This is a genomic window from Rhodanobacter lindaniclasticus (assembly GCF_004799035.1).
GTDB lineage: Bacteria > Pseudomonadota > Gammaproteobacteria > Xanthomonadales > Rhodanobacteraceae > Rhodanobacter > Rhodanobacter lindaniclasticus.
Genome location: NZ_MWIO01000020.1, coordinates 91,038 through 113,983, shown reverse-complemented (window position 1 = coordinate 113,983; position 22,946 = coordinate 91,038). Strand labels below are relative to the sequence as shown.

Below are 22,946 nucleotides of genomic sequence, written 5' to 3'. Positions count from 1 at the left end.
CCTGCTCGATGGCGTCACCGGCAGCGGCAAGACCGAGGTCTACCTGGCCCTGATCGAGCAGGTGCTGGCGCAAGGCAAACAGGCGCTGCTGCTGGTGCCGGAGATCGGCCTGGCGCCGCAGACCGTGCGCCGCCTGCGCGAACGGCTGGGGGTGGCGGTGGAAGTGCTGCATTCCAATCTCGCCGAAGGCGATCGCGCGCGCGCCTGGCTGCGTGCACGCGCCGGCACCGCACGGGTGATCCTGGGCACGCGCTCGGCGATCTTCACGCCGCTGCCGCAGGCCGGCCTGATCATCGTCGACGAGGAGCACGACGGCTCCTACAAGCAGCAGGACGGCTTCCGCTACCACGCCCGCGACCTGGCCGTGGTGCGCGCCCGCGCGCTGGGCGTGCCGGTACTGTTGGGTTCGGGCACGCCGTCGCTGGAATCGCTGGCCAATGCCGAGGCCAGCCGTTATCGCCAGCTGCACTTGCGCGCGCGCCCGGGCGCGGTGCGCGCGCCCCAAGTGCAGATCATCGACATCCGCGCCCAGCGCCTGCAGCACGGCCTGTCGCCGGCACTGCTGAGCGCGGTGGCCGAGACCATCGGCCGCGGCGAGCAGGCGCTGGTGTTCCGCAACCGCCGCGGCTATGCGCCGGTGCTGCTGTGCCATGCCTGCGGCTGGCATGCGGAATGCCCGAGCTGCCAGCGCCCGCTGACCTTGCACGCGGGGCGGCGCCAGCTGATCTGCCATCACTGCGACCGCCGCCAGCACGTACCCACGGCGTGCCCTGCCTGTGGCGCCGCGGAACTGACCGCCCAGGGCCACGGCACCGAACGGCTGGAAGAAGCGCTGCTGGCACGTTTCCCCGACGTGCCGGTGCTGCGCGTGGACCGCGAGACCACCCGTCGCAAGGATGCCTTCGACGAGATCCTGGCCAGCCTGGCGGACGAGCGACCGGCGATCCTGGTCGGCACCCAGATGCTGGCCAAGGGCCACGACCTGCCCAACCTCACCCTGGTCGCCATCGTCGGCGTGGACGAAGGCCTGCACAGCGTGGACTTCCGCGCCGAGGAACGGCTGGCGCAACTGGTGGTGCAGGTCGCCGGCCGCGCCGGGCGGGCGCGCAAGCCCGGGCACGTGCTGCTGCAGACCCACCAGCCCGACCATCCGCTGCTGCGCAACCTGCTCGCCCACGGCTACGCGGCCACGGCGCGCGAGCTGCTGGCCGAGCGCCGGCTGACCGGGCTGCCGCCCTTCAGCCACCAGGTGCTGCTGCGCGCCGAGGCGACCGCACGCGAGGCGGTCGATGCCTTCCTTGCCGCCGCCCATGCCGCGCTGCCGGCCGACGCGGCGCTGCAGATCGCCGGCCCGATGCCGGCGCCGATGGCGCTGCGCGCCGGTCGCCAGCGCGGCCAGTTGCTGATCGAATCGACCAGCCGCACGGCCCTGCGCAACGTGTTGCGGCCATGGCAACAGGCGCTGGGCGCACTGCCGCTCGCGCGCAAGGTGCGCTGGTCGCTGGACGTCGATCCGGTCGACCTGTACTGACGACGGTCAGCTCGCGTCCGGTTCCGGCGAGCGCGGCGGGATCAGCCAGCGCACCGCCAGCACGCCCACCTCGTACAGCAGGCACATCGGCACGCCCAGCATCAGCATCGAGGTGATGTCCGGCGGCGTGATCACCGCGGCCACGCCGAACGCGCCCACGATCGCGTAGCGGCGGCCGCTGCGCAGCTTGTCCAGATCGACCACGCCGACCGCCGCCAGCACCACCACCGCCACCGGCACCTCGAAACACAGGCCGAAGGCGAAGAACATCAGCATCACGAAATCCAGGTACTGGCTGATGTCGGTCATCATCTCCACGCCGCTGGGCGTGACCGCCACCAGGAAGCGGAACGCCGCCGGCAGCACCAGGAAATAGGCAAACGCGCAGCCCAGGTAGAACAGCGCCATCGCCGCCACCAGCAGCGGCCGCGCCAGACGTTTCTCGTGCTTGTACAGGCCCGGGCTGACGAAGGCCCACAGCTGGTACAGGATCACCGGCATGCTGATGAACAGCGCCAGGTAGAAGGCCAGCTTCAGCGGGGTGATGAACGGGCTGGTGACGCCGGTGGCGATCAGGTGCGCGCCTTCGGGCAGGCGCGCCACCAGCGGCGCGGCCAGTTGCGAATAGAGCCGGTTGGCGAACGGCACCAGCGCCAGCAGCACCAGCACCAGCGCGGCCAGCGACTTGAGCAGGCGCGTGCGCAGTTCGAGCAGGTGGGAGAACAGCCCCTGCTGCAGGTCGTCCTCCGGCCCGGATTCGGGGATGTCAGCGGTCGTCATGAGCCACCTGGCGGGTCGGTGCCTCGGGTCGGTCGGGAGTCGGCTCGCCCAGTGGCAGCTCGGCCTGCGGGCCAGGTTCGGCGGGTTCCGCCGCGGCAGCAGTGGCCGGTTCGTTCAGCGATTCGCCGGCCGCGGTGACTTCACCGACGATCTGCGCCAGCGGCTCGCGCATCTGGCCCACGCCGTCCTTGACCTGTTGCTGCGCAGCCTCGGCCTGCGCCGCCGCTTCGCGCGCGGCGCGGCGGATTTCCTCGACCTGCAATTCGCGCTCCACCTCGGCGCGCACGTCGTCCCAGCCGCGACGCACGCGACGCATCAACGCGCCGGCGGTGCGCGCCGCACCGGGCAACTTCTCCGGGCCGAGTACGACCAGGGCGATCAGCGCGAGCAGAACCAGTTTGCCGAGGCTGAACTCGATCATCGTCGCGCACCAGCCACCGCCGGCCTAGCGGGATTCGCTGGAGTCGCGCTGACTCTGCGTCGAGGCAGGATCGGCCGGCTTGGGATCGGCGCGCAACTGCTCGGCCTCCTTGCGGCGGGCGTCCTCCTCGCCCTTCTTCGCCTCGTCGTCGCCGCTGAGGCCTTTCTTGAAGCCGCGGATGGCCTCGCCCAGGTCGGGCCCGAGGTTGCGGATCTTCTTGGTGCCGAACAACAGCAGCACGATCACCAGGAAAATGAGCCAATGCCAGACGCTATCCAAACCCATGATCAACCTCGAGGCCGATTCCAGCCGAGCAAAGCTGGCGCCAATCGCGCCGTCAGTTATTGCGAAGTGTACTCCTCGAGCTGGTCGCGGAATTTCACGACCGGCGCGGGGACGTTGCTGACGCCGCCTTCGAAGATGCGACGCGGCGTGATGCCGGCGCCATACACGGCGGCATTCGCATCATAGTCGATGCGCAGCGCCGCGCCATCCAGTGCGACACCGGCGAACAGGCCGCGGCTGCGCGAGTAGGAGTAGATCTCCGCCTTCAGTTGCGCATCGGTCGAGGCGTGGGCGGTGCGTCCGACCGGGCCGGCGGCGGCGGCGGCATCGGCGCCCAGGGTGAACTTGCCGCCCACGATCGAATCGACGCCCTTCTGGGTGCGGAACACCAGCACCACGTCGGTGGACGACACGCCGGCCTGGAAGCCCACGCTGCCGCCGGTCATGGTGATGAAGCTGGGGTTGGACCAGGTGCCGTCGGGACTCTTCACCGAAACCAGGCCCTCGCCACGGCGGCCGCCGAACACGAAGCCGACCTTGAGCATGCCCGGGATCACCGCGATCGCCCTGGCGTCGCGCAGCAGATCGCGCGGGATCGCCTTGTCGGGCGCCTGCATGATCTCGTTGAGCACCGTCACCGCATTGGTCGCGCGCACCAGTGGCGGGTCCTCGGCGTGCGCCGCCGCGAACGGCAGCAGCAGGGCAACGCCGATCAGCAACACGCGGGGCAGCATGGTCTTGGACATGGGAGCTCCATAGGCTTGAGATGATTCGTCGGGCGCCGGCTTCCGGCGTGCTTGTGGCAGACTGCGGTTTGGCCAGCACGACCGCGCCGCTCCACGACTGTCACGATGCCCTTGCCTGATCACTATACCGGCGTTGCCGGCCATTCCCACGAGGGCGCGCCGGCCGCCGTTCAGGCTGGCGTGCTGCTGGTCAATCTGGGCACGCCGACCTCGCCGACCGCCGCCGCCGTACGCCCCTACCTGGCCGAATTCCTCGGCGACCGCCGGGTGATCGATTACCCCCGCTGGCAGTGGTGGCCGATCCTGTACGGAGTGATCCTGCGCGTGCGCCCGAAACGTTCCGCGCACGCCTATGCGCGGATCTGGGACGAGCGCGGCTCGCCGTTGCGCTACCTGAGCGAGGCGCTGGCCGCGGCGCTGCAGGCCGAGCTCGATCGCCGGCAGCCCGGCACGCTGCGGGTGGCACTGGCGATGCGCTATGGCGAGCCGTCGGTGGCGCACACCATCGAACAGCTCCAGCGCGAGGGCGTGCGCCGGCTGCTGGTGCTGCCGCTGTACCCGCAATACTCGGCGACCTCCACCGGTTCCGTCATCGACGCCGTCGCCGACGCGCTCAAGACACTGCGCTGGCCGCCGGAGCTGCGCCTGGTCAACGACTACCACGACGATCCGGCCCATATCGAGGCGCTGGCGCAGGGTATCGAACACTGGTGGATGGCCAACGGCCGCGGCGAGAAACTGCTGCTGTCGTTCCACGGCATTCCCGAGCGCTACGTGCGGCTGGGCGATCCGTACGCGGAACAATGCCGGCGCACAGCGCAACGGCTGCGCGAACGGTTGCAGCTGGGCGAAGCGGACATGGTCATCAGCTTCCAGTCGCGGGTGGGGCGCGAACGCTGGCTGCAGCCGTACACCGACGCCACCGTGCGCCGGCTCGCCGCCGACGGCGTGCGCAAGCTCGACGTGGCTTGCCCCGGCTTCGCGGTGGATTGCCTGGAGACGCTGGAGGAGATCGCCATGCAGAACCGCGACTTCTTCACCGCCGCCGGCGGCGAGACGCTGCGCTACATCCCCGCACTGAACGACGGCGCCGAACAGGTAGCCAGCCTCGCCGCACTGATACGTCGGCACCTCGGCGGCTGGCCGGAAGGCGGCGCATGACCGAACCGGTCGAGCGGCGCATCGCGCTGCCCGCGTTGACGCTGGCGGCGCAAGTCTGGGGCGATGCCGCGTTGCCGCCGCTGCTGGCCCTGCACGGCTGGCTCGACAACGGCGGCAGCTTCGCGCGCCTGGCACCGCGGCTGGCCGCACGCTGGCAGGTGATCGCGCTGGACTTGCCCGGCCACGGCCATTCCGGCCATCTCGCCGCCGGCGCCGGCTACCACTACGTCGACCATGTGCAGGCGGTGCTGGCCGCCGTCGACGCATTGCCGTTGGACCGCTACGTGTTGCTCGGCCACTCGCTCGGCGCCGGCATCGCCAGCCTGGTCGCCGCGGCGCGGCCCGAGCGGATCGAACGGTTGCTGCTGATCGAAGGCCTCGGCCCGCTCGGCGATGACGGCGCGCACACGCTGCAGCGCTTCCGCGACGCGCTGGCGCCACGCGAGAGCAATGGCAAGCCGCTGCGCGTGTTCCGCGACGTCGCCCAAGCGATCAGCGCACGCAGCCTCGCCAGTGGCCTGCCCACCGAACAGGCGCGACCCATCGTCGAACGCGGCCTGCTCGAAACCGACGGCGGCTGGCGCTGGCGCAGCGACCCGCGGCTGACCCGTCCCAGCGCCGTGCGCCTGGCGGAAGCGCAGGTGCACGCGCTGCTGCGCGGCATCACCGCGCCCACCGCGCTGCTGCTGGCGCAGCCGGCGACGCCGTACCTGCCCGACGCGATGATGCAGGCCCGCGCCGCCTGCGTGGCGGACATCGCCGTCACCCACATGGACGGCGGCCACCACCTCCACCTCGAACACCCTCAGGCGGTCGCCGACTGGATCGACGCGGCCGCGTAGCGCGGGCACTGCCCGCCGGCTCTTCTATCGGTCGCCGCGAAGTTCCGACAGGAGCGGCGGGCAGTGCCCGCCCTACGCTTGCGCGCGGCATCAGGGCTGCTTGAGGCCCAGCACGTCCAGCCCCTGCTCGAAGCGGATGTCGACCGGGATGTGCGCCTGGTCGAGGCGCTTGAGATCGCCGGCCAGCACCGGGCCCACCGTGCCCATCTGCTCGGTGAGCTGCTTGGCCGCGGCGTAGTCGCCGTCGCCCTGGATGGTCAGCAGCTTCTCCGACAGCGCGTTCATCGCCGCGGTCATCTTGTCGAAGTCGACGCGGTAGCGGCCGGTTTTTTCATCGCGGCTGAACGCGCCCTGCTGCTTGAAGAAGTTGAAGCGCACCATGTTCGCCTTGGCGTGCGCGTCGGACGCGCCGAAGCGCACCGAGCGCAGGATGCCGGCGAGGAAGGTGACGTAGTTGTCCATCAGCTTCGACTTGTCCAGCTCGCCCTTGTCGGCCAGCTTGCTGACCATGTACAGGCCGAGGATGTCGGCCTTGCCTTCCTCGAAGCTGGAGGCCTGGTCCTTCAGCGCCTTGCGCACGGTGACCTTGCTGTCGAGCCCGCTCTTGTCCAGAACGTTCTTGATGCCGAGGCCGTGCGCCACTTCGTGGAACATAGTGTTCTGGAAGAACGCGTCGAAGGTGAGGTTCTTCTGCTGGTCGTCGGCGATCAGCTCATGGCCGATCGGCAGCATGATCTTGTCGAACTTCGCCTGCATCACGTTTTCCAGCTGCAGGCGGCGCGTGCCCTTCTTCAGCTGCACCTGCTCGTCGTTGGGCAGGTTGATCGCGATGGTCTTGGCGCCCACATTGGCGTCGCCGCCGTAGTAGACCGCGAAGTAGGCATTGAGGTCGGCATAGGAGCCGGGCTTCTCGGCCTTGTACTTGTCGGCCACCGGCAGGCCGCGCTGCAGTTCGGGCAGGTATTTGGCGAAGCGCGCCAGTTTCGCGCTCCAGGCCTGGTCCTTGATCAGCACGTAGGATTCGTAGCTGGCCTTGTAGCCGAACAGCTGGTCCTCGTAGGTCTCGATCGGGCCGATCACGATGTCGACCGGATTGTTCTTCATGTCCATCCAGGCGAAGTCGCTGGGCTGGTAGTCGTCGCTCAGCAGCGCGTCGGCGCGCATCGTGAGGTACTTCTTGAACCCGGCGTCCTGTGCCAGCTTCGCCGCCTGGCGCAGCAGGCCGGCGGTGTTCTCCAGTTCGGCCTTGTACGCCTCGTGGTAGGGCACGGTGATCAACTGGCCCTGCGCGTCGCGGCGCAGCAAGGTGTACAGCCCGGTCTTGTCCTTGAGTGGGGACTGCTCGAACTGCTCCCTCGTCATGTCGGCCGGGTAGAACTGCGCGCCGGCCGGGCGCGGGCCGATGCCGTCGACGAAGGGCTTGTCGTTGTCCAGGCGATCCCACGGGCCGTAGTTGATCTCGGCGAATTCGCGCACCGACGGGTCGCTGATCTGCACCATCAGCGCGCCCTTGTCGCCCCAGCCCTGCTTCCAGTACAGCGCGTTCATGCTGTCGGCCGCCTCCACCAGCAGGGCGATCATCTGCTTCTGTTTCGCATCGAACGCCGACAGGTCCGCCGTGAGTTTCACCGTGGCGTAGTCGGACAGATGCTGCTGCACCTGTGCCGTCGTCTCGACGGCGGCGGGCGCGGCCACGGAGGTCGTCGGCGCGGGCGCCAGCTCTTCCTTCGACACCGGCTGCGCGGCGTCGGGATGGGAGGAGCAGGCGGACAGCGCGAGCAGCAGGCAGGCGGGAAGCAGGCGTCGCAGCATGATCGTGTCCTGGCGAGAGAATGTTGCATGGTATCGCTCCGGCGGCACGGGGATACCTGACCGGTTGCACATGCGGCCGCCGCAGGCGTGGGTTATCGTCACCTTCCCCCCGCTTTGCCACGCCCATGGACCAGCCGTCGATGCCTGTCGCTCCGCGCCATCGCGCCGCGCTGGCCTTCATCTACGTCACCGTGCTGCTGGACATGCTGGCGTTCGGCATCATCATCCCGGTGCTGCCGCACCTGATCGAGCAGCTGGCCGGCGGCGGCATCGCGAAGGCGGCGTGGTGGGTGGGCATCTTCAGCACGGTGTTCGCCATCGTGCAGTTCGTGTTCTCGCCGGTGCAGGGCGCGCTGTCGGACCGCTACGGCCGGCGGCCGGTGATCCTGATCTCCAACCTGGGCCTGGCGGTGGATTTCGTGGTGCTGGCACTGGCGCCCACGTTGTGGCTGCTGTTCGCCGCGCGCGTGCTGCTCGGCATGACCGCGGCCAGCTTCAGCACCGCCAACGCGTACATCGCGGACATCGTGCCGAAGGAGAAGCGCGCCGCCGCGTTCGGCATCCTCGGCAGCGCGTTCGGGCTGGGCTTCATCATCGGCCCGGGCGTGGGTGGCTTCCTCGGCGGCATCGCGCTGCGGCTGCCGTTCTGGGTGGCCGCCGGCCTGGCGCTGTGCAACTTCCTGTACGGCTGCTTCATCCTGCCCGAGTCGCTGCCGGCCGAGCGCCGCACCGCACGCATCGAGCTGCACAGCGCGCATCCATTCGGTTCGCTGAAGCTGCTGCGCCGCCAGCGGCAGGTCTTCCACCTGGCCATCGTGCTGTTCCTGGTCTACCTCGCCCACTACGTGCTGCAGACGGTGTTCGTGCTGTACGCGGATTATCGCTACGGCTGGGGTCCACAGGCGGTCGGCTACGTGCTGATGCTGGTCGGCGCCTGCGACGGCTTCGTGCAGGCGGTGCTCACCGGCAGGCTCGCGCCGCGCTTCGGCGAACGCCGCGTGCTGCTGGCGGGCATGCTTTTCGGCGTGGGCGCGTTCCTGGTGATGGGCGTGGCCGACGTGGGCTGGGCGTTCCTGCTCGGCGTGCCGCTGCTGGCACTGTGGGGCCTGGCGATGCCGCCGATCCAGTCGATCATGACCCAGCAGGTCGATCCTTCCGAGCAGGGTCGGCTGCAGGGCGCGATCAGCAGCCTGGGCAGTTTCGCCGGCATCTTCGGGCCGTATCTGTTCGCCCAGGTGTTCGCGCTGTCGATCGCGCCGGGGTCGCCGTTGCACCTGCCCGGCGCCGCCTTCGTGCTGTCGGCGGCCCTGATGCTGGCGGGCCTGGTGATCGCCGCACGGGCCACCCGACGCCTGCCGCAACCCGCCGCCAACGCCACGGCCGAACCGCTACCCGGCGACGCGCCGGCACGGTCCGCCATCCATCCCGCAACACCCACCCATCCGCCGCAGGCGGTTCACCCGCAGGAAGAAAACCCATGACACTTTCCATGTACCAGGCCTCCGTCCCCGTCTTTGTCCGCGCGCTGGGCAACCTCACCCATGTGCTGCAGAAGGGCGAGCAACACGCGATCTCGAAGAACGTCAGCGGCGAAGTGCTGCTGCAGGTCCGGCTGATCCCGGACATGCTGCCGCTGATCAAGCAGATCCAGATCGCCTGCGACATGGCCACGCGTGGCACGGCTCGCCTCGCCGGCGTCGAACCGCAGTCCTTCGAGGACAACGAGACCACCCTGCCCCAGGCCTATGACCGCATCGCGCGCGCGATCGATTACGTCAAGAGCTTCACCGCCGAACAGATCGACGGCAGCGAGACCCGTACCATCGTGATGAAGACCCGCAACGGCGACGTCACGCTTGAGGGTCAGGCGTACCTGTTCGGCTTCACCATCCCCAACCTGTTCTTCCACTGCACCACCGCCTACAACATCCTGCGCGAAGCGGGCACCGACATCGGCAAGAAGGATTTCATCGGCGAAGCCTGAGCGGGCCAACTCCGTCCCGCGGTAGCGAGTCCGGGTGAGGGCCGGACTCGCCACCGGAAGCAGCTGCCCCAGCCGCTCCACCCGTTGAAACCACAGCGATCAGCCGCGGCTGGCGGCGCATGTCCCAAACTGTGACGCAGACCACCTTTGCCTGCCCGCTGCTGGCGCGCCCCCTGCTTGCCGTCACTCGTCCCCACAGCTCTTCCCCTTCGAGTGACTTTCCATGAACAGGATTTTTGAATGCATCATCGCCGGCGGCCCGCAACACGGCCAACTGTGCCGCGCGCCCTGGGATGACCAGCGTGCCACGCCTCCGGCCATCATCGCCGCCGACGGCGAGGTTTGCGTCGCCGCGGCACGCAAGCACGCCGGCCCGGCGCAAACGCGCTTCATCCTGCTGCACCCGCGGGCAACCGGTGAGCAATTCCTGACCCTGCTGGCGGCCTGAGTGACCCGCAGCGTCAGTTTCCGCTCGCCGGCTGCCTTGTCGGCCGCGCGCAAGGCGCCGACAATGGCCGGCCCATCGAAGGCGCCGGGAATCGCGCGCGCCATCGGCGCACCGGAACCCACGCATGCTGCGACTCACCGACCTCAAGCTGCCGCTCGACCACGGCGAGGCCGCGCTTGCTGCCGCCATCACCAGGCGGCTTGAGCTCGAACCCGGCGAGCTGATCGCTTACACCATCGCCCGCCGCGGCTACGACGCACGCAAGCGCGGCGCGATCATGCTGATCTACGCGCTGGACATCGACACCCCGCGCGAAGCCGAATTGCTGCAACGCTTTGCCGGCGATCCCCACGTGCAGCCGACGCCGGACACCAGCTACCACTTCGTGGCCAAGGCGCCGCCGCGGGTCGAACACCGCCCGCTGGTGATCGGCTTCGGCCCCTGCGGCCTGTTCGCCGGCCTGATCCTGGCGCAGATGGGTTTCCGCCCGATCATCCTCGATCGCGGCAAGGAAGTGCGCGAGCGCACCAAAGACACCTGGGACCTGTGGCGCAAGCGCGAGCTGCACCCGGAATCCAACGTGCAGTTCGGCGAAGGCGGCGCCGGCACTTTTTCCGACGGCAAGCTGCACAGCCAGATCCGCGACCCGCAGCACCACGGCCGCAAGGTGCTCACCGAATTCGTCAAGGCCGGCGCGCCGGAGGAAATCCTCTACGTCAGCAAGCCGCACATCGGCACCTTCCGGCTGGTCTCGATGGTGGAGAACATGCGCGCGACGATCGAGTCGCTGGGCGGCGAGATCCGTTTCAGCCAGCGCGTGGACGACCTGCTGCTGGAACCGGGTGCGGATGGCCAGCAGCAGATCCGTGGCGTCACCCTGGCCAGCGGCGAACAGTTGCGCTCCGATCATGTGGTGCTCGCACTCGGCCACAGCGCCCGCGATACGTTCGAGATGCTGCATGCGCGCGGCGTGTACGTGGAGGCCAAGCCGTTTTCGATCGGCTTCCGCATCGAGCACCCGCAGTCGGTGATCGACCGCGCCCGCTTCGGGCCGCAGGCCGGCCATCCCATCCTCGGTGCGGCCGACTACAAGCTGGTGCATCACGGCAAGGGAAATCAGGGCGGGCGCGGCCGCTCGGTGTACAGCTTCTGCATGTGTCCCGGCGGCACCGTGGTCGCCGCCACCAGCGAACCCGGCCGCGTGGTCACCAACGGCATGAGCCAGTACTCGCGCAACGAGCGCAACGCGAACGCGGCGGTGGTGGTCGGCATCGAGCCTTCCGACTTCACGCCGTACGGCGAAGGCCCGCTCGCCGGCATCGCGCTGCAGCGGGCGCTGGAAAGCCACGCCTACACGCTGGGCGGCGAGAACTACAACGCGCCCGCGCAGCTGGTCGGCGACTTCCTCGCCGGTCGCGCCTCACGCGAATGGGGCGAGGTGCAGCCCTCGTACAAACCCGGCGTCACCCTGGGCAGCCTCGACAGCGCCCTGCCCGACTACGCCATCGCCGCGATCCGCGAGGCGCTGCCCGCCTTCGAACGGCAGATCCGCGGCTACGCGATGGCCGATGCCATCCTCACCGGCGTCGAAACCCGCACCTCGTCGCCGGTACGCATCACGCGCGACGAGAGCCTGCAGAGCCTCAATGTCCGCGGCTTGTATCCCGCCGGCGAAGGGGCCGGCTACGCCGGCGGCATCCTGTCCGCGGCGGTGGATGGCATCAAGGTAGCCGAGGCGCTGGCACTGGACATGGCGATGGGCCGGGTTCGCGCAGACGATTGATTGTGGCGTGCCCCGGCCGCATCTGGGTCGGATCCGCAGCGCTGCTGCTCCCCAAGATTTGCGAGGTGTCCCATGTCCACGCCAGCGACTCCCGTTCCGCTGCGCATCGACTTCGTCTCCGATGTGTCCTGCCCATGGTGCGCGATCGGGCTGGCCTCGCTGCGGCAGGCGCTGACGCAGCTCGATGGCGAGGTCTCCGCGGAAATCCACTTCCAGCCGTTCGAGCTGAACCCGCAGATGGCGGCTGAGGGCGAGGATTCCACCGAACACCTGATGCGCAAGTACGGCAGTTCGGCCGAACAGATCGACGCCAATCGCGAGGCGATCCGTGCGCGCGGCGCGGCATTCGGATTCACCTTCAACATGGATCGGCGCAGCCGCGTCTACAACACCTTCGATGCGCACCGGCTGCTGCACTGGGCCGAGCTGGAAGGGCGGCAGCTCGCGCTGAAGCAGATCCTGCTGCGCGCGTATTTCACCGACGGCGAGGACGTGAGCTCACACGACACGCTGGTGCGCCTGGCCGTCGAAGCGGGGCTGGATGGTGCGCGGGCACGGCAGCTGCTCGAAGGCAGCGAGTTCGCCGACGAGGTGCGCGCGCAGGAGCAGTTCTTCATGTCGCGCGGCATCCACTCGGTGCCGGCCACCATCGTCAACGGCCAGCACCTGATCTCCGGCGGGCAGCCGCCGGAGGCGTTCGAGCAGGCGTTGCGGCAGATCGTCGCCGCGCGATAGGGCGCGCGATTCAGGGCTCCAACGGCGCAGGCCGACCGATCCAGTAGCCCTGCCCCATGGCGCAGCCCATCGCGTGCAGCGCGGCGTACTGGATCTCCGTCTCGATGCCTTCGGCGACCACGTCGATGTCCAGCGCGCGGGCCAGCGCGAGCACCGCCGCGACCACGGTGGTACTGCTGGTGTTGGCGCCCTTGTCCAGCTCGTTCACGAACGCGCGGTCGATTTTCAGGATGCGCAGCGGCAGCGAGTGCAGGTAGCTCAGCGACGAATAGCCGGTACCGAAATCGTCCAGTGCCGCGCCGACGCCGGCGGCGCGCAGGCGCTCCAGCGTGGCGCGCACGCGCTCCGGATCGTCGAGCAGGGCACCCTCGGTGACTTCCACCACCACCCGCGTGGGCGGCAGGCCGGTGCGTTCGAGCAACTCGATCAGGCGTGCGTCGAAATTGTCGTGACGCAGGTGCAGCGCCGACACATTGAGCGTCATGAAGGTGTCGGTGCGCTCCTGCCGGCGCAGCCGCTGGCAGCTGATCTCGAACATGTGCCAGTCGATCGCCTCGATCAGGCCGCTGTCCTCGGCGATCTTGAGGAAATCGCCCGGCAGCAGCAGGCCGCGTTGCGGATGGTTCCAGCGGATCAGTGCCTCGTAGCCGACCACCGCGCCATCCTCCAGGCGGCAAATGACCTGGAAATGCGGCTCGAACTGGCCGTGCTTCAGTGCCTGGCGCAGCTCGCCTTCCAGCGTCAGCACGTCGACCACGCTGCGTGCCAGCGTCTCGTCGAACAACTGGTAGCGCTTGCGGCCGAGTTCCTTGGCGCGATACAGCGCGATGTCGGCATCGCGCAGCACCTCGTCGGCGGTCAGGTAACGGCCGTCGCCGATGGCGATGCCGACGCTGACGGCCACCTGCAACTCCTTGCCGCCGGCGGGCATCGGTTCGGCCAGCGCATCCATCACCCGTTGCGCCACGACGTTGGCGTCGGCCGGCTGCTCCACCGATTCCAGCAGGATGGCGAACTCGTCGCCCGACAGCCGCGCCACCAGGTCCGGGTGGCGCACGCAGTCGGACAGCCGCGTGGCGACCTCCCTCAGCACCTCGTCGCCGGCCAGGTGGCCGAGGCTGTCGTTGATGATCTTGAAGCGGTCCACGTCCATGTACAGCAGCGCGCAGCGCGGGCGCGTGCCGGACGCCGGCGTCGACAGCACGCGGTCTATGCGGTCGCGCAGATAGCTGCGGTTGGGCAGGCCGGTCAGCGGATCGTGCATCACCTGGTGCTTGAGCTGGTCCTGCACGCGTTCGCGCTCGATGATCTCCTTGCGCAGCGCCAGCGTGCGCTCCTCCACCCGGTGTTCCAGCTGCTCGTAGGCGCGATGCAACGCCTCGGCGGCACGGCGGCGGGTGAGGCTGTTGGCGACCTGGGTGGCCACGAAGCTCAGCAACTCCTGGTCGGACGGGCCGTAGGACACGTCGGCGTCGTAGCTCTGCACCGTCACCAGCCCGATGACCTCGTCGCCGACGATCAGGGGCACGCCGAGCCAGCACGACGACGGCGAACCGGAACGCCCGGGCACGATCTCGCCGCTGCGCTCCAGCGCCTCGATGTCGGCGTTGTCGGCGCGCAACGCGGTGCCCAGGCGCAGCACGTACTCGCTCAGCCCGCGACCCAGCGGGCGGCTGGGCGGGGGGCGTCGCTTGGCGTCCACCGCATACGGAAACAGCAATTGCTGGCGGTCGTCGGAGAGCAGCGCGATGTAGAAGTTCTCCGCGTTGAGCAACTCGCCCACCACGCCGTGCACGCGGCGGTAGAACTCGCCGTGGTCGATGCGCGCGGTGGCCAGTTCGGCGATGCGGAACAACGCCGTCTGCAGATGCTCGGCGCGCTGACGCTCGACGATCTCCTGCTGCAGTCCGCGATTGGCTTCGGCGAGCTGCGCGGTGCGCAGCTGCACCCGCTGTTCGAGATCCTCCTTGCCCTGCTTGCGTTCCAGCGCGATCAGGATGTGGCTGGCGACGAACTCCAGCAGGGCCAGGTCGCCCGGGGTGTAGCCGATCTCGGGCTGGTAGCTCTGCACCACCAGCGCACCGCCGGGGCGGCCGTCACGCATCATCGGCACGCCCAGCCAGTCTCGGCTGTCGGTGCCGATCACCGTCACCGGGCCTTGCGCCTGCATGCGCAACTCCTCGGCATCGCCCATGCGCGCCTTGCCGTCGCGCAACACGTACCAGGTCAGCGTGTGCTCGATCGCGCTGGTCGGCATGTCGCGCCCGCCGCCGGGCGCCACGGGGTCCTCCACGTCGACGTAATACAGGAAGCGGACCGTGTCGCGCACGGCGTCGTGCAGCACGATGAAGAAGTTCTCCGCGTACATCAGCCCGCTGACGATGGCGTGGATGCCGCGCAGCACGGTGGGCATGTCGCGTTCGGAACCGGCCAGGTCGGAGATCGCGAACAAGGCGCGCTGCAGGTTCTCCGAGCGCTCCAGTTGCTCGTGCGAGTGCTGCAGGTCGAGCCATTCCAGCGCACGTTGCAGATGCAGGCGGGCCAGTCGCAGCGGTGCCGCCAACTCGTCGAGAAAGCGGGAATTCGCCCAGGCGGGCTGCAGGCGCAACATCAGCACGGCGGGCTGCGGCTGCTCGCACAGGCGCAGCGCCACGCGCTGCCCGTCCGCATGCCACTGCGCCCCGGCGGCACCGGCAGCCTGCTCGATCCACGGCCAATCGGCATCGTCCACCGGCATCGGCGGCATGCTGCAGACGCCGGCCCGATCGTGCAGCCGCCAAACCACGCTGGCAGCTTCGCATCCGGGCCGGTCCCGCGCCAGCGCGGCGATCGCCGCGGCCACTTCGGCTGGCGAGCGGGCGCCGACCAGATGGGTCAGCCAATTCAATTGCAGCGAGTCGTCGATGGACATCGACTCCATCGTGCCCCCTTCAGCTGTCGCCGGGATGTCGCCGGATCAGGTCGAGCCGCGGCCCGGCCCAGCATACACGCCTGCCACTGTGCGACATTCCGCGTGGCATCGGCAAGCCGCGGCCGCGTTGACATGTCCGATAGACTGGGCAGCCGGCCAGCAGGCAGCGCACACACGCGGCGCCCCGGCCCCGCACCGTGTCACGGACCCCTCACCCCGCATGCTCGCCGACTCCACCAAGGACGCCATTCGTTCCGCCTACGCCCGCGTCAAGGAGGGCCTGCCGGGCTTCCGCGCGCGCGCCTCGCAGGGGCGCATGATCGCCGAGGTCGCCAAGGCGCTGTCCAACGAGGGCGGCGTGGCGGTGATCGAGGCGCCGACCGGCACCGGCAAGTCCATGGCCTACCTGGTGGCCGGCCATGAAGTGGCGCGCTTCCAGAAGAAGAAGCTGCTGATCGCCACCGCCACCGTGGCGCTGCAGGAACAGCTCGTGCAGCGCGACATTCCGCTGTACCTGAAACTCAACGACATCGAAGCAAAGGTGGCGCTGGCCAAGGGCCGTGGCCGCTACCTGTGTCCGCGCAATCTGCTGATGGCAGCCAACAGCATCCACGACGCGCAGCTGGGCCTGGCTGGTTTCGAGGCCGACCTGCTGCTGTGGAGCAAGCCGCCGCAACCGCGCGACAAGCAGTCGCTGGCGAAGCTGCGCGACGGGTTCGACCGCGGCGAATGGAACGGCGACATGGACAGCGCACCGGAGCCGGTCAGCGACCTGCTGCGCCCGATGATCACCACCAGCGCCGGCGGCTGCACCGGGCGCAAGTGCGGGCAGTTCATGAACTGCCCGTTCTTCGCCGCGCGCCGCGCGGTGGACGACGCCGACATCATCGTGGCCAACCAGGACCTGGTGCTGGCCGACCTGACCATGCCGGGCGAGGACGACAGCTGGGGCGGCGTGATCCTGCCGCGCCCGGACGAGACGCTGTACATCTTCGACGAAGGCCATCACGTGCCCGGCAAGGCGATCGACCGCGGCGCCGCCGAGGTCTTCATGACCGCTGCCGTGCGCCAATTGAGCCGGCTCGGCCGACAGGTGCATGCGGCCTATTCGCTGACCGACAAGGAACGCCTGGGCAAGCTCGCGCTCGACCAGGGCGACGAGAAACTGCAGGAGCTGAGCAACACGCTGGAGGAACTGGAGAAGGAAATCCGCCTGGCGTGGCTGCCCGATCCGGCCGAGACCGAACCGATGTACCGCGGCTCGCTGGGCCAGCTGCCGGAGCCGTGGGTGGAGCATGCGCGCGTGCTCGACCTGCTCACCGGCGAGGTGCAGCGCTGGCTCACCGCGGTGCGCCGCGCGGTGGTGGAGATGACCGATGGCGGGCCGACCCAGGAGGCCTTGTCGCGCGAACTCGGCATCGCGCTGGAACGCATCGGCCGCCAGGCCGCCTGCTGGCGCGCGTGGTCCAGCGACGATCCGGACAACGCCCCGCCGCTGGCGCGCTGGGTCACCCTGGGCGCCGACCAGCAACTGGTTTGCCATGCCTCGGCCGTCTCCGCCGCCGGCCTGTTGCGCAACGTGCTGTGGAACAATGCCAGCGGCGTGGTGATGACCTCGGCCACGCTCAGTGCGGGCGGCAATTTCCGCGGCTTCGCCGATGCCGTGGGCCTGCCCGACGATGCGGTGACGCTGAGCCTGCCTTCGCCGTTCGACCTCGCCGCGCAGGCGCGCCTGGAGGTGCCGGCGATGCACACCCTGCCCGACGCACGCGAGGCGCACGCCGAGGAAATCAGCGCCTGGCTGGCCGACCACCTCGACTGGGACGCCGGCAACCTGGTGCTGTTCACCTCGCGCGCGAAGCTCGACCGCGTGCTGCAGAAGCTGCCGATCGCGCAGGTGCGCAAGGTGCGCGCGCAAGGCTCGCTGGGCAAGTCGCAACTGGTCGCCGAGCACTGCGCCGACATCGAGGCCGGCAAGGGCAGCACCCTGTTCGGGCTGGCCTCGTTCGGCGAAGGCCTCGACCTGCCTGGCAAGTTCTGCGAGACGGTGGTGATCACCCAGCTGCCGTTCGCGGTGCCTACCGACCCGGTCGGCGCCACCTATGCCGAGTGGCTGGAATCGCGCGGCCGCAACCCGTTCATCGAAGTCAGCGTGCCCGAGGCCACCCGCCTGCTCACCCAGTACTGCGGCCGCCTGATCCGCAGCGAGACCGACCACGGCCGCATCGTGCTGCTGGATCGCCGCGTGGTCACCAAGCGCTACGGCAGCGGCATGCTGCGCGCGTTGCCGCCGTTCGAGCGCGTCATCGAGAGAACCGCATGATCGTTCGCCTGTCCGACTGCCCGCTGCAGCCGTGGAAGAACGGCCTGGGTCGCACCCGCGAAATGGCCGTCCAGCCGTCCACTGCCGGCATGGACGATTTCCTGTGGCGCGTGAGCATCGCCGAGGTCGACAGCGCCGCGCCGTTCTCCGCGTTTCCCGGCATCGACCGGCAGATCGTGTTGCTCGACGGTGCCGGTTTCAGCATGACGCTGGACGACGGCCGCGCGCACGCGCTGACCACGCCGTTCGTACCGTTCGCGTTTCCCGGCGAGGCGAAGGTGGAGGTGGCGCTGGCCGACGGCCCCACCCGCGACTTCAACCTGATGCTGCGCCGCGGTCGCGTGCGCGGCGGCATCGCGGTGTGGCAAGACGCCGGAACGCACGCGACAGCCGCCACCACCGTGCTGGTGTATTGCGCCCGCGGCGCGATCGACTGCGTCGACGGCACGCTGCAAGCGGGCGATGCCTGGCGACCTTCGTCGGGCGCGGCATCGATGACCCTGCACCCAAACGCGGTGGCGCTGGTCGTGCACGTCGAACCCGTCGCCTGACGGATGTCACTGGGCCGCGACGCCGCGCTGGCCTATCCTCGACCTTCGTCGCCGCCATCGGAGTCACTCCGCCATGCTCGTGTTGATTCTCGGTCTCGTGCTGTTCCTCGGTATCCACTCGCTGCGCATCGTCGCCGACGACTGGCGCTCGCGGCAGGTCGTGCGGCTGGGCCTGAAGCGCTGGAAGGCGCTGTACGCCGTGGTGGCGATCGCCGGCTTCGTGCTGCTTTGCTGGGGTTTCGGGCTGGCGCGCCAGCAGCCGGTGCTGTTGTATGTGCCGCCGCTGTGGCTGCGCCACCTCAACGCACTGTTCACTTTGGTGGCCTTCATGTTGTTCATCGCGGCGCGGGTGCCGCGCAACCATTTCAAGGCGAAGCTGCATCACCCGCAGGTGCTGGCGGTGAAGGTGTGGGCATTCGGCCACCTGCTGGCCACCGGCATGCTGCATGACGTGGTGCTGTTCGGCGCGTTCCTGCTGTGGGCGGTCGTGCTGTTCGCCGCCTCGCGCCGGCGCGATCGCCGCGAGGGCACCGTCTACGCCGCCGGCACCGTGCAGGGCGACGTGCTCGTCGTGGTGATCGGCGGCGCGCTCTGGCTGGCCTTCGTCCTGTGGCTGCACCTGTGGCTGATCGGCGTGAGCCCGATGGCCTGAACCGCGGCGGGGGTGCCGGGAGTCATCTGCGCGCACGCCGCGCGCTGCGTTACAGTGGCAGGCGTCCCCACTCCTGCGGAGGATCAACGCATGGTCGGTTTCCTGCTCTGGCTGTTGCTGCTGGTGTTCTGCTGGCCGATCGCCCTGCTCGCCTTGGTACTGTACCCGATCGTGTGGCTGCTGTTGCTGCCGCTGCGGCTGATCGGCATCACCGTGGGCGCGGTGTTCGCCTTCCTCGGCGCGTTGCTGATGCTGCCGGCACGCGTGCTGCGCGGGCGCCCGGCCTGACCGACGATTTTCCGGCGTGGACAAACCCCACTCGCCCGCGTGCGAGCGCAACCGGAACGCGATCCTCGGCGTATTGAGCCGCCATTTCGCCGACCGGCGACGGGTGCTGGAAATCGGCAGCGGCACCGGTCAGCACGCGGTGCACTTCGCGGCGGCGTTGCCGGCCCTGACCTGGCAATCCTCCGACCGCGCGGAGCAACTGCCCGGTATCCGCGCATGGCTGGACGAGGCGGCACTGCCGAACACGCCGCCGCCACTGGAGCTGGACGTCAACGGCGACTGGCCCAGCGGGCCGTTCGACGCGGTGTTCAGCGCCAACACGCTGCACATCATGAGCTGGCCGGAAGTACAGCGGCTGTTCGCCCGGCTGCCCGCGGTCACCAGCGCCGACGCTGTGCTGGCAATTTACGGCCCCTTCAACCGGCACGGACGCTACACCAGCGACAGCAACGCCGCTTTCGACGCATGGCTGCGCTCACGCCAGGCGGAGATGGGCGTCCGGGATGCCGGGGCGGTGGACGCGCTGGCCGAAGCCGCCGGCTTCAGCCTGCTCGCCGACGTGGCCATGCCCGCGCACAACCACTGTCGCGTGTGGCAGCGGCTTCGCGGCTGAATGCCTGCAACGCGAGGCCGAAGCAGGTACAAAGGCCGCATGAAGTCGATCGACACGCTGACCCCCTGCCCCTGCGGCAACCCTGCCGGCTACACCGCCTGTTGCGGCCCGCTGCATGACGGTGCCCCAGCGGCCACCGCCGAACAGCTGATGCGCTCGCGCTACAGCGCCTACGTGCTCAAGCGCGAGGATTACCTGCTGGCCAGCTGGCACGCGGACACCCGCCCCGCCTCGCTGCGACTGGCCGCACAGCAGCCCGCGCCGACCTGGCTGGGGCTGGAAGTGCGGCGCCAGCAGGCGATCGATGCCGACCACGCCACGGTGGAATTCGTCGCCCGCTATCGCCTCGGCGGCGGTCGCGCGCAGCGTCAGCACGAGACCAGCCATTTCGTGCGCGAAGACGGCCGCTGGTATTACCACGACGGCGAATTGAAGAGCTGAGCCTCAGAAGCCCGGCATGCCGGCGGCATGCAGTCGCGCGGCCTGTTCGCGAACCTCGGCGCAATCGAAGAACGCCACCAGCTGGTTCGCGCGGCCGGCGCCGATGCCCTCCCGCGCCTGCCAATCGTCTGCTCCGCGCGCCTCCAGCGTCGACCAGTCGGCCATCCCGCTCGCCTGCCGGGCCGGCACGCCCAGCGCCTGCAGCCAGCGCGCGAACGGACGCTCGCGCGCACTGCCAAACACCTGCGCCAACGTCGCCGCGCGATTCGCACCGAGACCGGGCACGGCGGCCAGCTGCTGCGGCGTGAGGTTCATCCAGTCCAGCAGATGACGCACCAGGCCGGCGTCGACCAGCGCCTGCCAGGTGCCCTCGCCCAATCCTTCCAGCTGCAATCCGTGGTGGCCACCGAGCCACACCAGCCGTGCGAGGAACTGTCGCTCGCAACCCGGCGTGGCCTGCCAGCAGGTCAGCGGCCCGTGCGCACGCGGGTCCGGCGGCGTCACCGGTGCCCGCTGCTGCGTGCGCCAGGCCACCGACTGCAGGCGCGGGATGGTCAGCCCGGCGAGCACCACCTCGACCTGGTCGCCGGGGCGAATGTCGAGTTCGCGCCAGCGCTCGAGCGAACCCACGCTGACGCGCTGCACGCGATGGTCGTCCAGTTGCACCGGTTCCAGTTGCAGCACCGGCGTGATGCGGCCGCTGCGACCGACGGTGAATTCCACCGCGCGTACCTCGGCCAGCGCGGAAGCGGCCGGATACTTCCACGCCACCGCCCACTCCGGCGGCGCGGCGCGCCAGCTCGCGGCGGCGGGGCGCCGGCCCTGGCGCACGACGGTGCCATCGGCCGCGAACGGCATCGCGTGGCGATACCACTGCTCACGCCAGCGCTCGACCTCGGCCAGCGAGGCCACCGGCTGCGTGTAGCGCACGCTGTCGGCCAGGCCCATCGCCTGCAGGCCGGCCAGCCGCGCCGGCATGTCGGGCGGGCCGCTGGGCCAATCCCACACGAACAGCCCGATGTGCGCGGCCGCATCGCCGAGCTCGTCACGCGCCATCGCCGCGGCCACCGCCGAGCGCGCATTGAGGCCGCCTGCCGTGGCCTGCATGTGGCCGGGCAGGCGCCAGACCAGCTCGCCCTGCAGCACCACGCGGGCCGGCGCGTGCGGCAGCCGCTTGGGAATCGCGGCGATGCGCTGCGCCTGCGCGGTCCAGTCCGAACCGTGCAAGCCGTCGCCGCGGCTGCTGGCCTGGCGCAGGCGGCCATCGACGTAGAGCAGGGTGACCGCGACGCCGTCCGCCTTCGGTTGCACCCACAGATCCTGATCACCGCGCGCGTGCATCCACTGCGCCAGCGCCGCGGCATCGGGCAGCTTGGCCAGGCCGGTCTGCGCCACCGGCGAAGTGACCCGCCCGCCGGCATCGCCCAGATGGCGCGGCGTGGCCGGCGCCTGCGCGGGAAAGCAGCGCCGCCATTGCTCGAACCGCTGCAAGGCCTGGTCGTACACCGCGTCGTCCACCGGCGAGGCGCCCTCGACGCGATAGGCGTGGTTCCAGCCGTCGAGGCGATCGTGCAGCGCCAGCAACTCCTGTCGCGCCCGCGCGGGCGGCCAGTCCGGGCAACTTGCGCGTACCCCGTGGGCGAGCGGCGTGATCGCCGCCAGCAGAAGCCATCCCTTGCGCATGCCCATCCCCCTGGCTCGAACCGGGGACCAGCCTGCCCGCCGTCCGGCCACCCGCCCAGCCGGCCGCGCCGCCGGGCGGCGTAGGCGGACGCAGCCGGCTCAGGCCAGCGAAAGGCTGCCGAAGCGCAGCAAGGTCTCGCCCAGGTAACGCGCTTCGGGGCCGAAGCGACGCTCGGCAATCACGCCGGCGCCGTCATGGTCGATCGCCACCACGGTGCTGGCACGGGTGCCGTAATCGGCGCCGCGGATGAAGGCGCTGGACAGCCGGCGCTCCAGCTCGAGGCCGACACCGGTATCCGGCAACTGCTCGTCCGGCGCCAGCTGCTCGTCGGCCAGCGCGGCGAACAGCGTGGCGAAGTCGGTGTCGTCGCCGTTGTCGATCCAGCGCTGCAGGCGCTGCATCAACGCGCGCGTCTTCGGCCACGGCGTATTGAAGTCGGCGTTGGAGAGGCCGTGCACGCCGGGCGTGACCGCCTGCGCCTGCGGCTCCGGTCGATTGCCGAGATAGAACGCCGCCTGCGCATCGAAGGTGAGCAGGTTGAACGGGCGATAGTCGGCGGCTACCTGCAGCAGTCGATCCGCATGCGCACGGGCGTCCTCCGCGCCGACCAGGTAGTCACTCACGAGCAGACCGCGCGAGGCGCCGTTCCGCGGATCGCGTGGATCGCGCACGTTGGTCACCACCGCGCAACACCCCGCATCGGACACGCCGAGCCAGCTGCCGCCGGCCTGCAGATCACGGCCGGCGATGATCGGCGCATCTTCCCAGCGCGTCAACGCGGCGCTGGGGCGGGGGTGGAACTCATCCCGATTGCCGGCCAGCAACAGGCGCCAGCGCGGGTGGACTTGCCAGGCAAAGGCGATCACGCACATGCAACCACATCCTCTCTCGACGTTTTGCCGGCGCCGCTCCGTGGCGCCGCGGATATCGCGCCAACATAGCACCGCCGCCGGCG

General features: G+C 69.7%; 22 protein-coding genes. 14 read left to right on the top strand and 8 right to left on the bottom strand.

The window, feature by feature from the left end; all coding sequences use genetic code 11:
* Positions 1-1,531 (top strand): primosomal protein N' (locus B1991_RS07485; RefSeq protein WP_136258099.1); only part of this gene is annotated, 1,531 nt, incomplete at its 5' end.
* A 6-nt stretch (positions 1,532-1,537) separates the two neighbouring features.
* On the opposite strand, the gene tatC is transcribed toward B1991_RS07485, so the two are convergent.
* Genes tatC through B1991_RS07465 form a run of 4 tightly spaced genes read right to left on the bottom strand, consistent with a single transcriptional unit; the run spans position 1,538 to position 3,763 of the window.
* A complete protein-coding gene (gene tatC / locus B1991_RS07480) occupies positions 1,538-2,311 on the bottom strand; it encodes a twin-arginine translocase subunit TatC (protein ID WP_136258098.1) in 774 nt (257 codons plus the stop codon).
* Positions 2,298-2,732, bottom strand: a complete 435-nt coding sequence (gene tatB / locus B1991_RS07475) for a Sec-independent protein translocase protein TatB (protein WP_136258097.1) — start codon at positions 2,730-2,732, stop codon at positions 2,298-2,300. The genes tatC and tatB overlap by 14 nt, the downstream gene beginning before the upstream one ends.
* A 24-nt stretch (positions 2,733-2,756) precedes the next feature.
* Entirely contained in the window at positions 2,757-3,017 is a 261-nt protein-coding gene (gene tatA / locus B1991_RS07470) for a twin-arginine translocase TatA/TatE family subunit (RefSeq protein ID WP_136258096.1), read from the bottom strand.
* Positions 3,018-3,073: 56 nt separating this feature from the next.
* On the bottom strand, positions 3,074-3,763 hold the full coding sequence (locus B1991_RS07465; RefSeq protein WP_136258095.1) for a lipid-binding SYLF domain-containing protein: 690 nt from the start codon (positions 3,761-3,763) through the stop codon (positions 3,074-3,076).
* Between the two features lie 105 nt (positions 3,764-3,868).
* Here B1991_RS07465 and hemH point away from each other — a divergent pair, with 105 nt between their 5' ends.
* The gene (hemH, locus tag B1991_RS07460) at positions 3,869-4,924 is read left to right on the top strand and encodes a ferrochelatase (protein WP_136258094.1); all 1,056 of its coding nucleotides are present in this window, start codon (positions 3,869-3,871) and stop codon (positions 4,922-4,924) included.
* Positions 4,921-5,766 carry an alpha/beta fold hydrolase gene (locus B1991_RS07455; protein WP_136258093.1) on the top strand — a complete coding sequence of 282 codons (846 nt, stop codon included), beginning with the start codon at positions 4,921-4,923 and terminating at the stop codon, positions 5,764-5,766. Before hemH ends, B1991_RS07455 begins: the two co-directional genes overlap by 4 nt.
* Positions 5,767-5,856: 90 nt before the next feature.
* Here B1991_RS07455 and B1991_RS07450 read toward each other — a convergent pair whose 3' ends face one another.
* Positions 5,857-7,578 carry a dipeptidyl-peptidase 3 family protein gene (locus B1991_RS07450; protein WP_136258092.1) on the bottom strand — a complete coding sequence of 574 codons (1,722 nt, stop codon included), beginning with the start codon at positions 7,576-7,578 and terminating at the stop codon, positions 5,857-5,859.
* 125 nt (positions 7,579-7,703) lie between these two features.
* On the opposite strand from B1991_RS07450, the gene B1991_RS07445 reads away from it, so the two are divergent.
* From B1991_RS07445 to B1991_RS07425, 5 genes are all read left to right on the top strand, one after another.
* Entirely contained in the window at positions 7,704-9,059 is a 1,356-nt protein-coding gene (locus B1991_RS07445; RefSeq protein ID WP_136258091.1) for a TCR/Tet family MFS transporter, read from the top strand.
* The gene (locus tag B1991_RS07440; RefSeq protein WP_136258090.1) at positions 9,056-9,562 is read left to right on the top strand and encodes a DUF1993 domain-containing protein; all 507 of its coding nucleotides are present in this window, start codon (positions 9,056-9,058) and stop codon (positions 9,560-9,562) included. Before B1991_RS07445 ends, B1991_RS07440 begins: the two co-directional genes overlap by 4 nt.
* Positions 9,563-9,785: 223 nt before the next feature.
* Positions 9,786-10,010 (top strand): hypothetical protein, encoded by a 225-nt coding sequence (locus tag B1991_RS07435; RefSeq protein WP_136258089.1) that lies wholly within the window; start codon positions 9,786-9,788, stop codon positions 10,008-10,010.
* A 124-nt stretch (positions 10,011-10,134) separates the two neighbouring features.
* Positions 10,135-11,793 (top strand): NAD(P)/FAD-dependent oxidoreductase, encoded by a 1,659-nt coding sequence (locus B1991_RS07430; protein ID WP_136258088.1) that lies wholly within the window; start codon positions 10,135-10,137, stop codon positions 11,791-11,793.
* 72 nt (positions 11,794-11,865) lie between these two features.
* Positions 11,866-12,528, top strand: coding sequence for a DsbA family oxidoreductase (locus B1991_RS07425; protein ID WP_136258087.1), 663 nt, complete (start codon positions 11,866-11,868; stop codon positions 12,526-12,528).
* A 10-nt stretch (positions 12,529-12,538) separates the two neighbouring features.
* Here B1991_RS07425 and B1991_RS07420 read toward each other — a convergent pair whose 3' ends face one another.
* Complete coding sequence (locus tag B1991_RS07420; protein ID WP_246031090.1) at positions 12,539-15,439, bottom strand: bifunctional diguanylate cyclase/phosphodiesterase; 2,901 nt, start codon at positions 15,437-15,439, stop codon at positions 12,539-12,541.
* A gap of 220 nt (positions 15,440-15,659) precedes the next feature.
* On the opposite strand from B1991_RS07420, the gene dinG reads away from it, so the two are divergent.
* From dinG to B1991_RS07390, 6 genes are all read left to right on the top strand, one after another.
* The gene (gene dinG / locus B1991_RS07415; RefSeq protein ID WP_136258085.1) at positions 15,660-17,762 is read left to right on the top strand and encodes an ATP-dependent DNA helicase DinG; all 2,103 of its coding nucleotides are present in this window, start codon (positions 15,660-15,662) and stop codon (positions 17,760-17,762) included.
* Positions 17,759-18,313, top strand: a complete 555-nt coding sequence (locus B1991_RS07410) for a HutD/Ves family protein (RefSeq protein WP_136258084.1) — start codon at positions 17,759-17,761, stop codon at positions 18,311-18,313. The genes dinG and B1991_RS07410 overlap by 4 nt, the downstream gene beginning before the upstream one ends.
* Positions 18,314-18,386: 73 nt before the next feature.
* Positions 18,387-18,965: an NnrU family protein gene (locus B1991_RS07405; protein ID WP_136258083.1), complete on the top strand. Its 579-nt coding sequence runs from the start codon at positions 18,387-18,389 to the stop codon at positions 18,963-18,965.
* Between the two features lie 90 nt (positions 18,966-19,055).
* Positions 19,056-19,253, top strand: coding sequence for a hypothetical protein (locus B1991_RS07400; RefSeq protein WP_136258082.1), 198 nt, complete (start codon positions 19,056-19,058; stop codon positions 19,251-19,253).
* A gap of 16 nt (positions 19,254-19,269) precedes the next feature.
* Positions 19,270-19,866 (top strand): DUF938 domain-containing protein, encoded by a 597-nt coding sequence (locus B1991_RS07395; protein ID WP_136258081.1) that lies wholly within the window; start codon positions 19,270-19,272, stop codon positions 19,864-19,866.
* Positions 19,867-19,905: 39 nt separating this feature from the next.
* On the top strand, positions 19,906-20,307 hold the full coding sequence (locus B1991_RS07390; protein ID WP_136258080.1) for a YchJ family protein: 402 nt from the start codon (positions 19,906-19,908) through the stop codon (positions 20,305-20,307).
* 3 nt (positions 20,308-20,310) lie between these two features.
* Here B1991_RS07390 and ligB read toward each other — a convergent pair whose 3' ends face one another.
* The gene (gene ligB / locus B1991_RS07385; protein WP_136258079.1) at positions 20,311-21,990 is read right to left on the bottom strand and encodes an NAD-dependent DNA ligase LigB; all 1,680 of its coding nucleotides are present in this window, start codon (positions 21,988-21,990) and stop codon (positions 20,311-20,313) included.
* Between the two features lie 99 nt (positions 21,991-22,089).
* On the bottom strand, positions 22,090-22,863 hold the full coding sequence (locus B1991_RS07380; protein WP_136258078.1) for an NRDE family protein: 774 nt from the start codon (positions 22,861-22,863) through the stop codon (positions 22,090-22,092).
* Positions 22,864-22,946 lie beyond the last annotated feature (83 nt).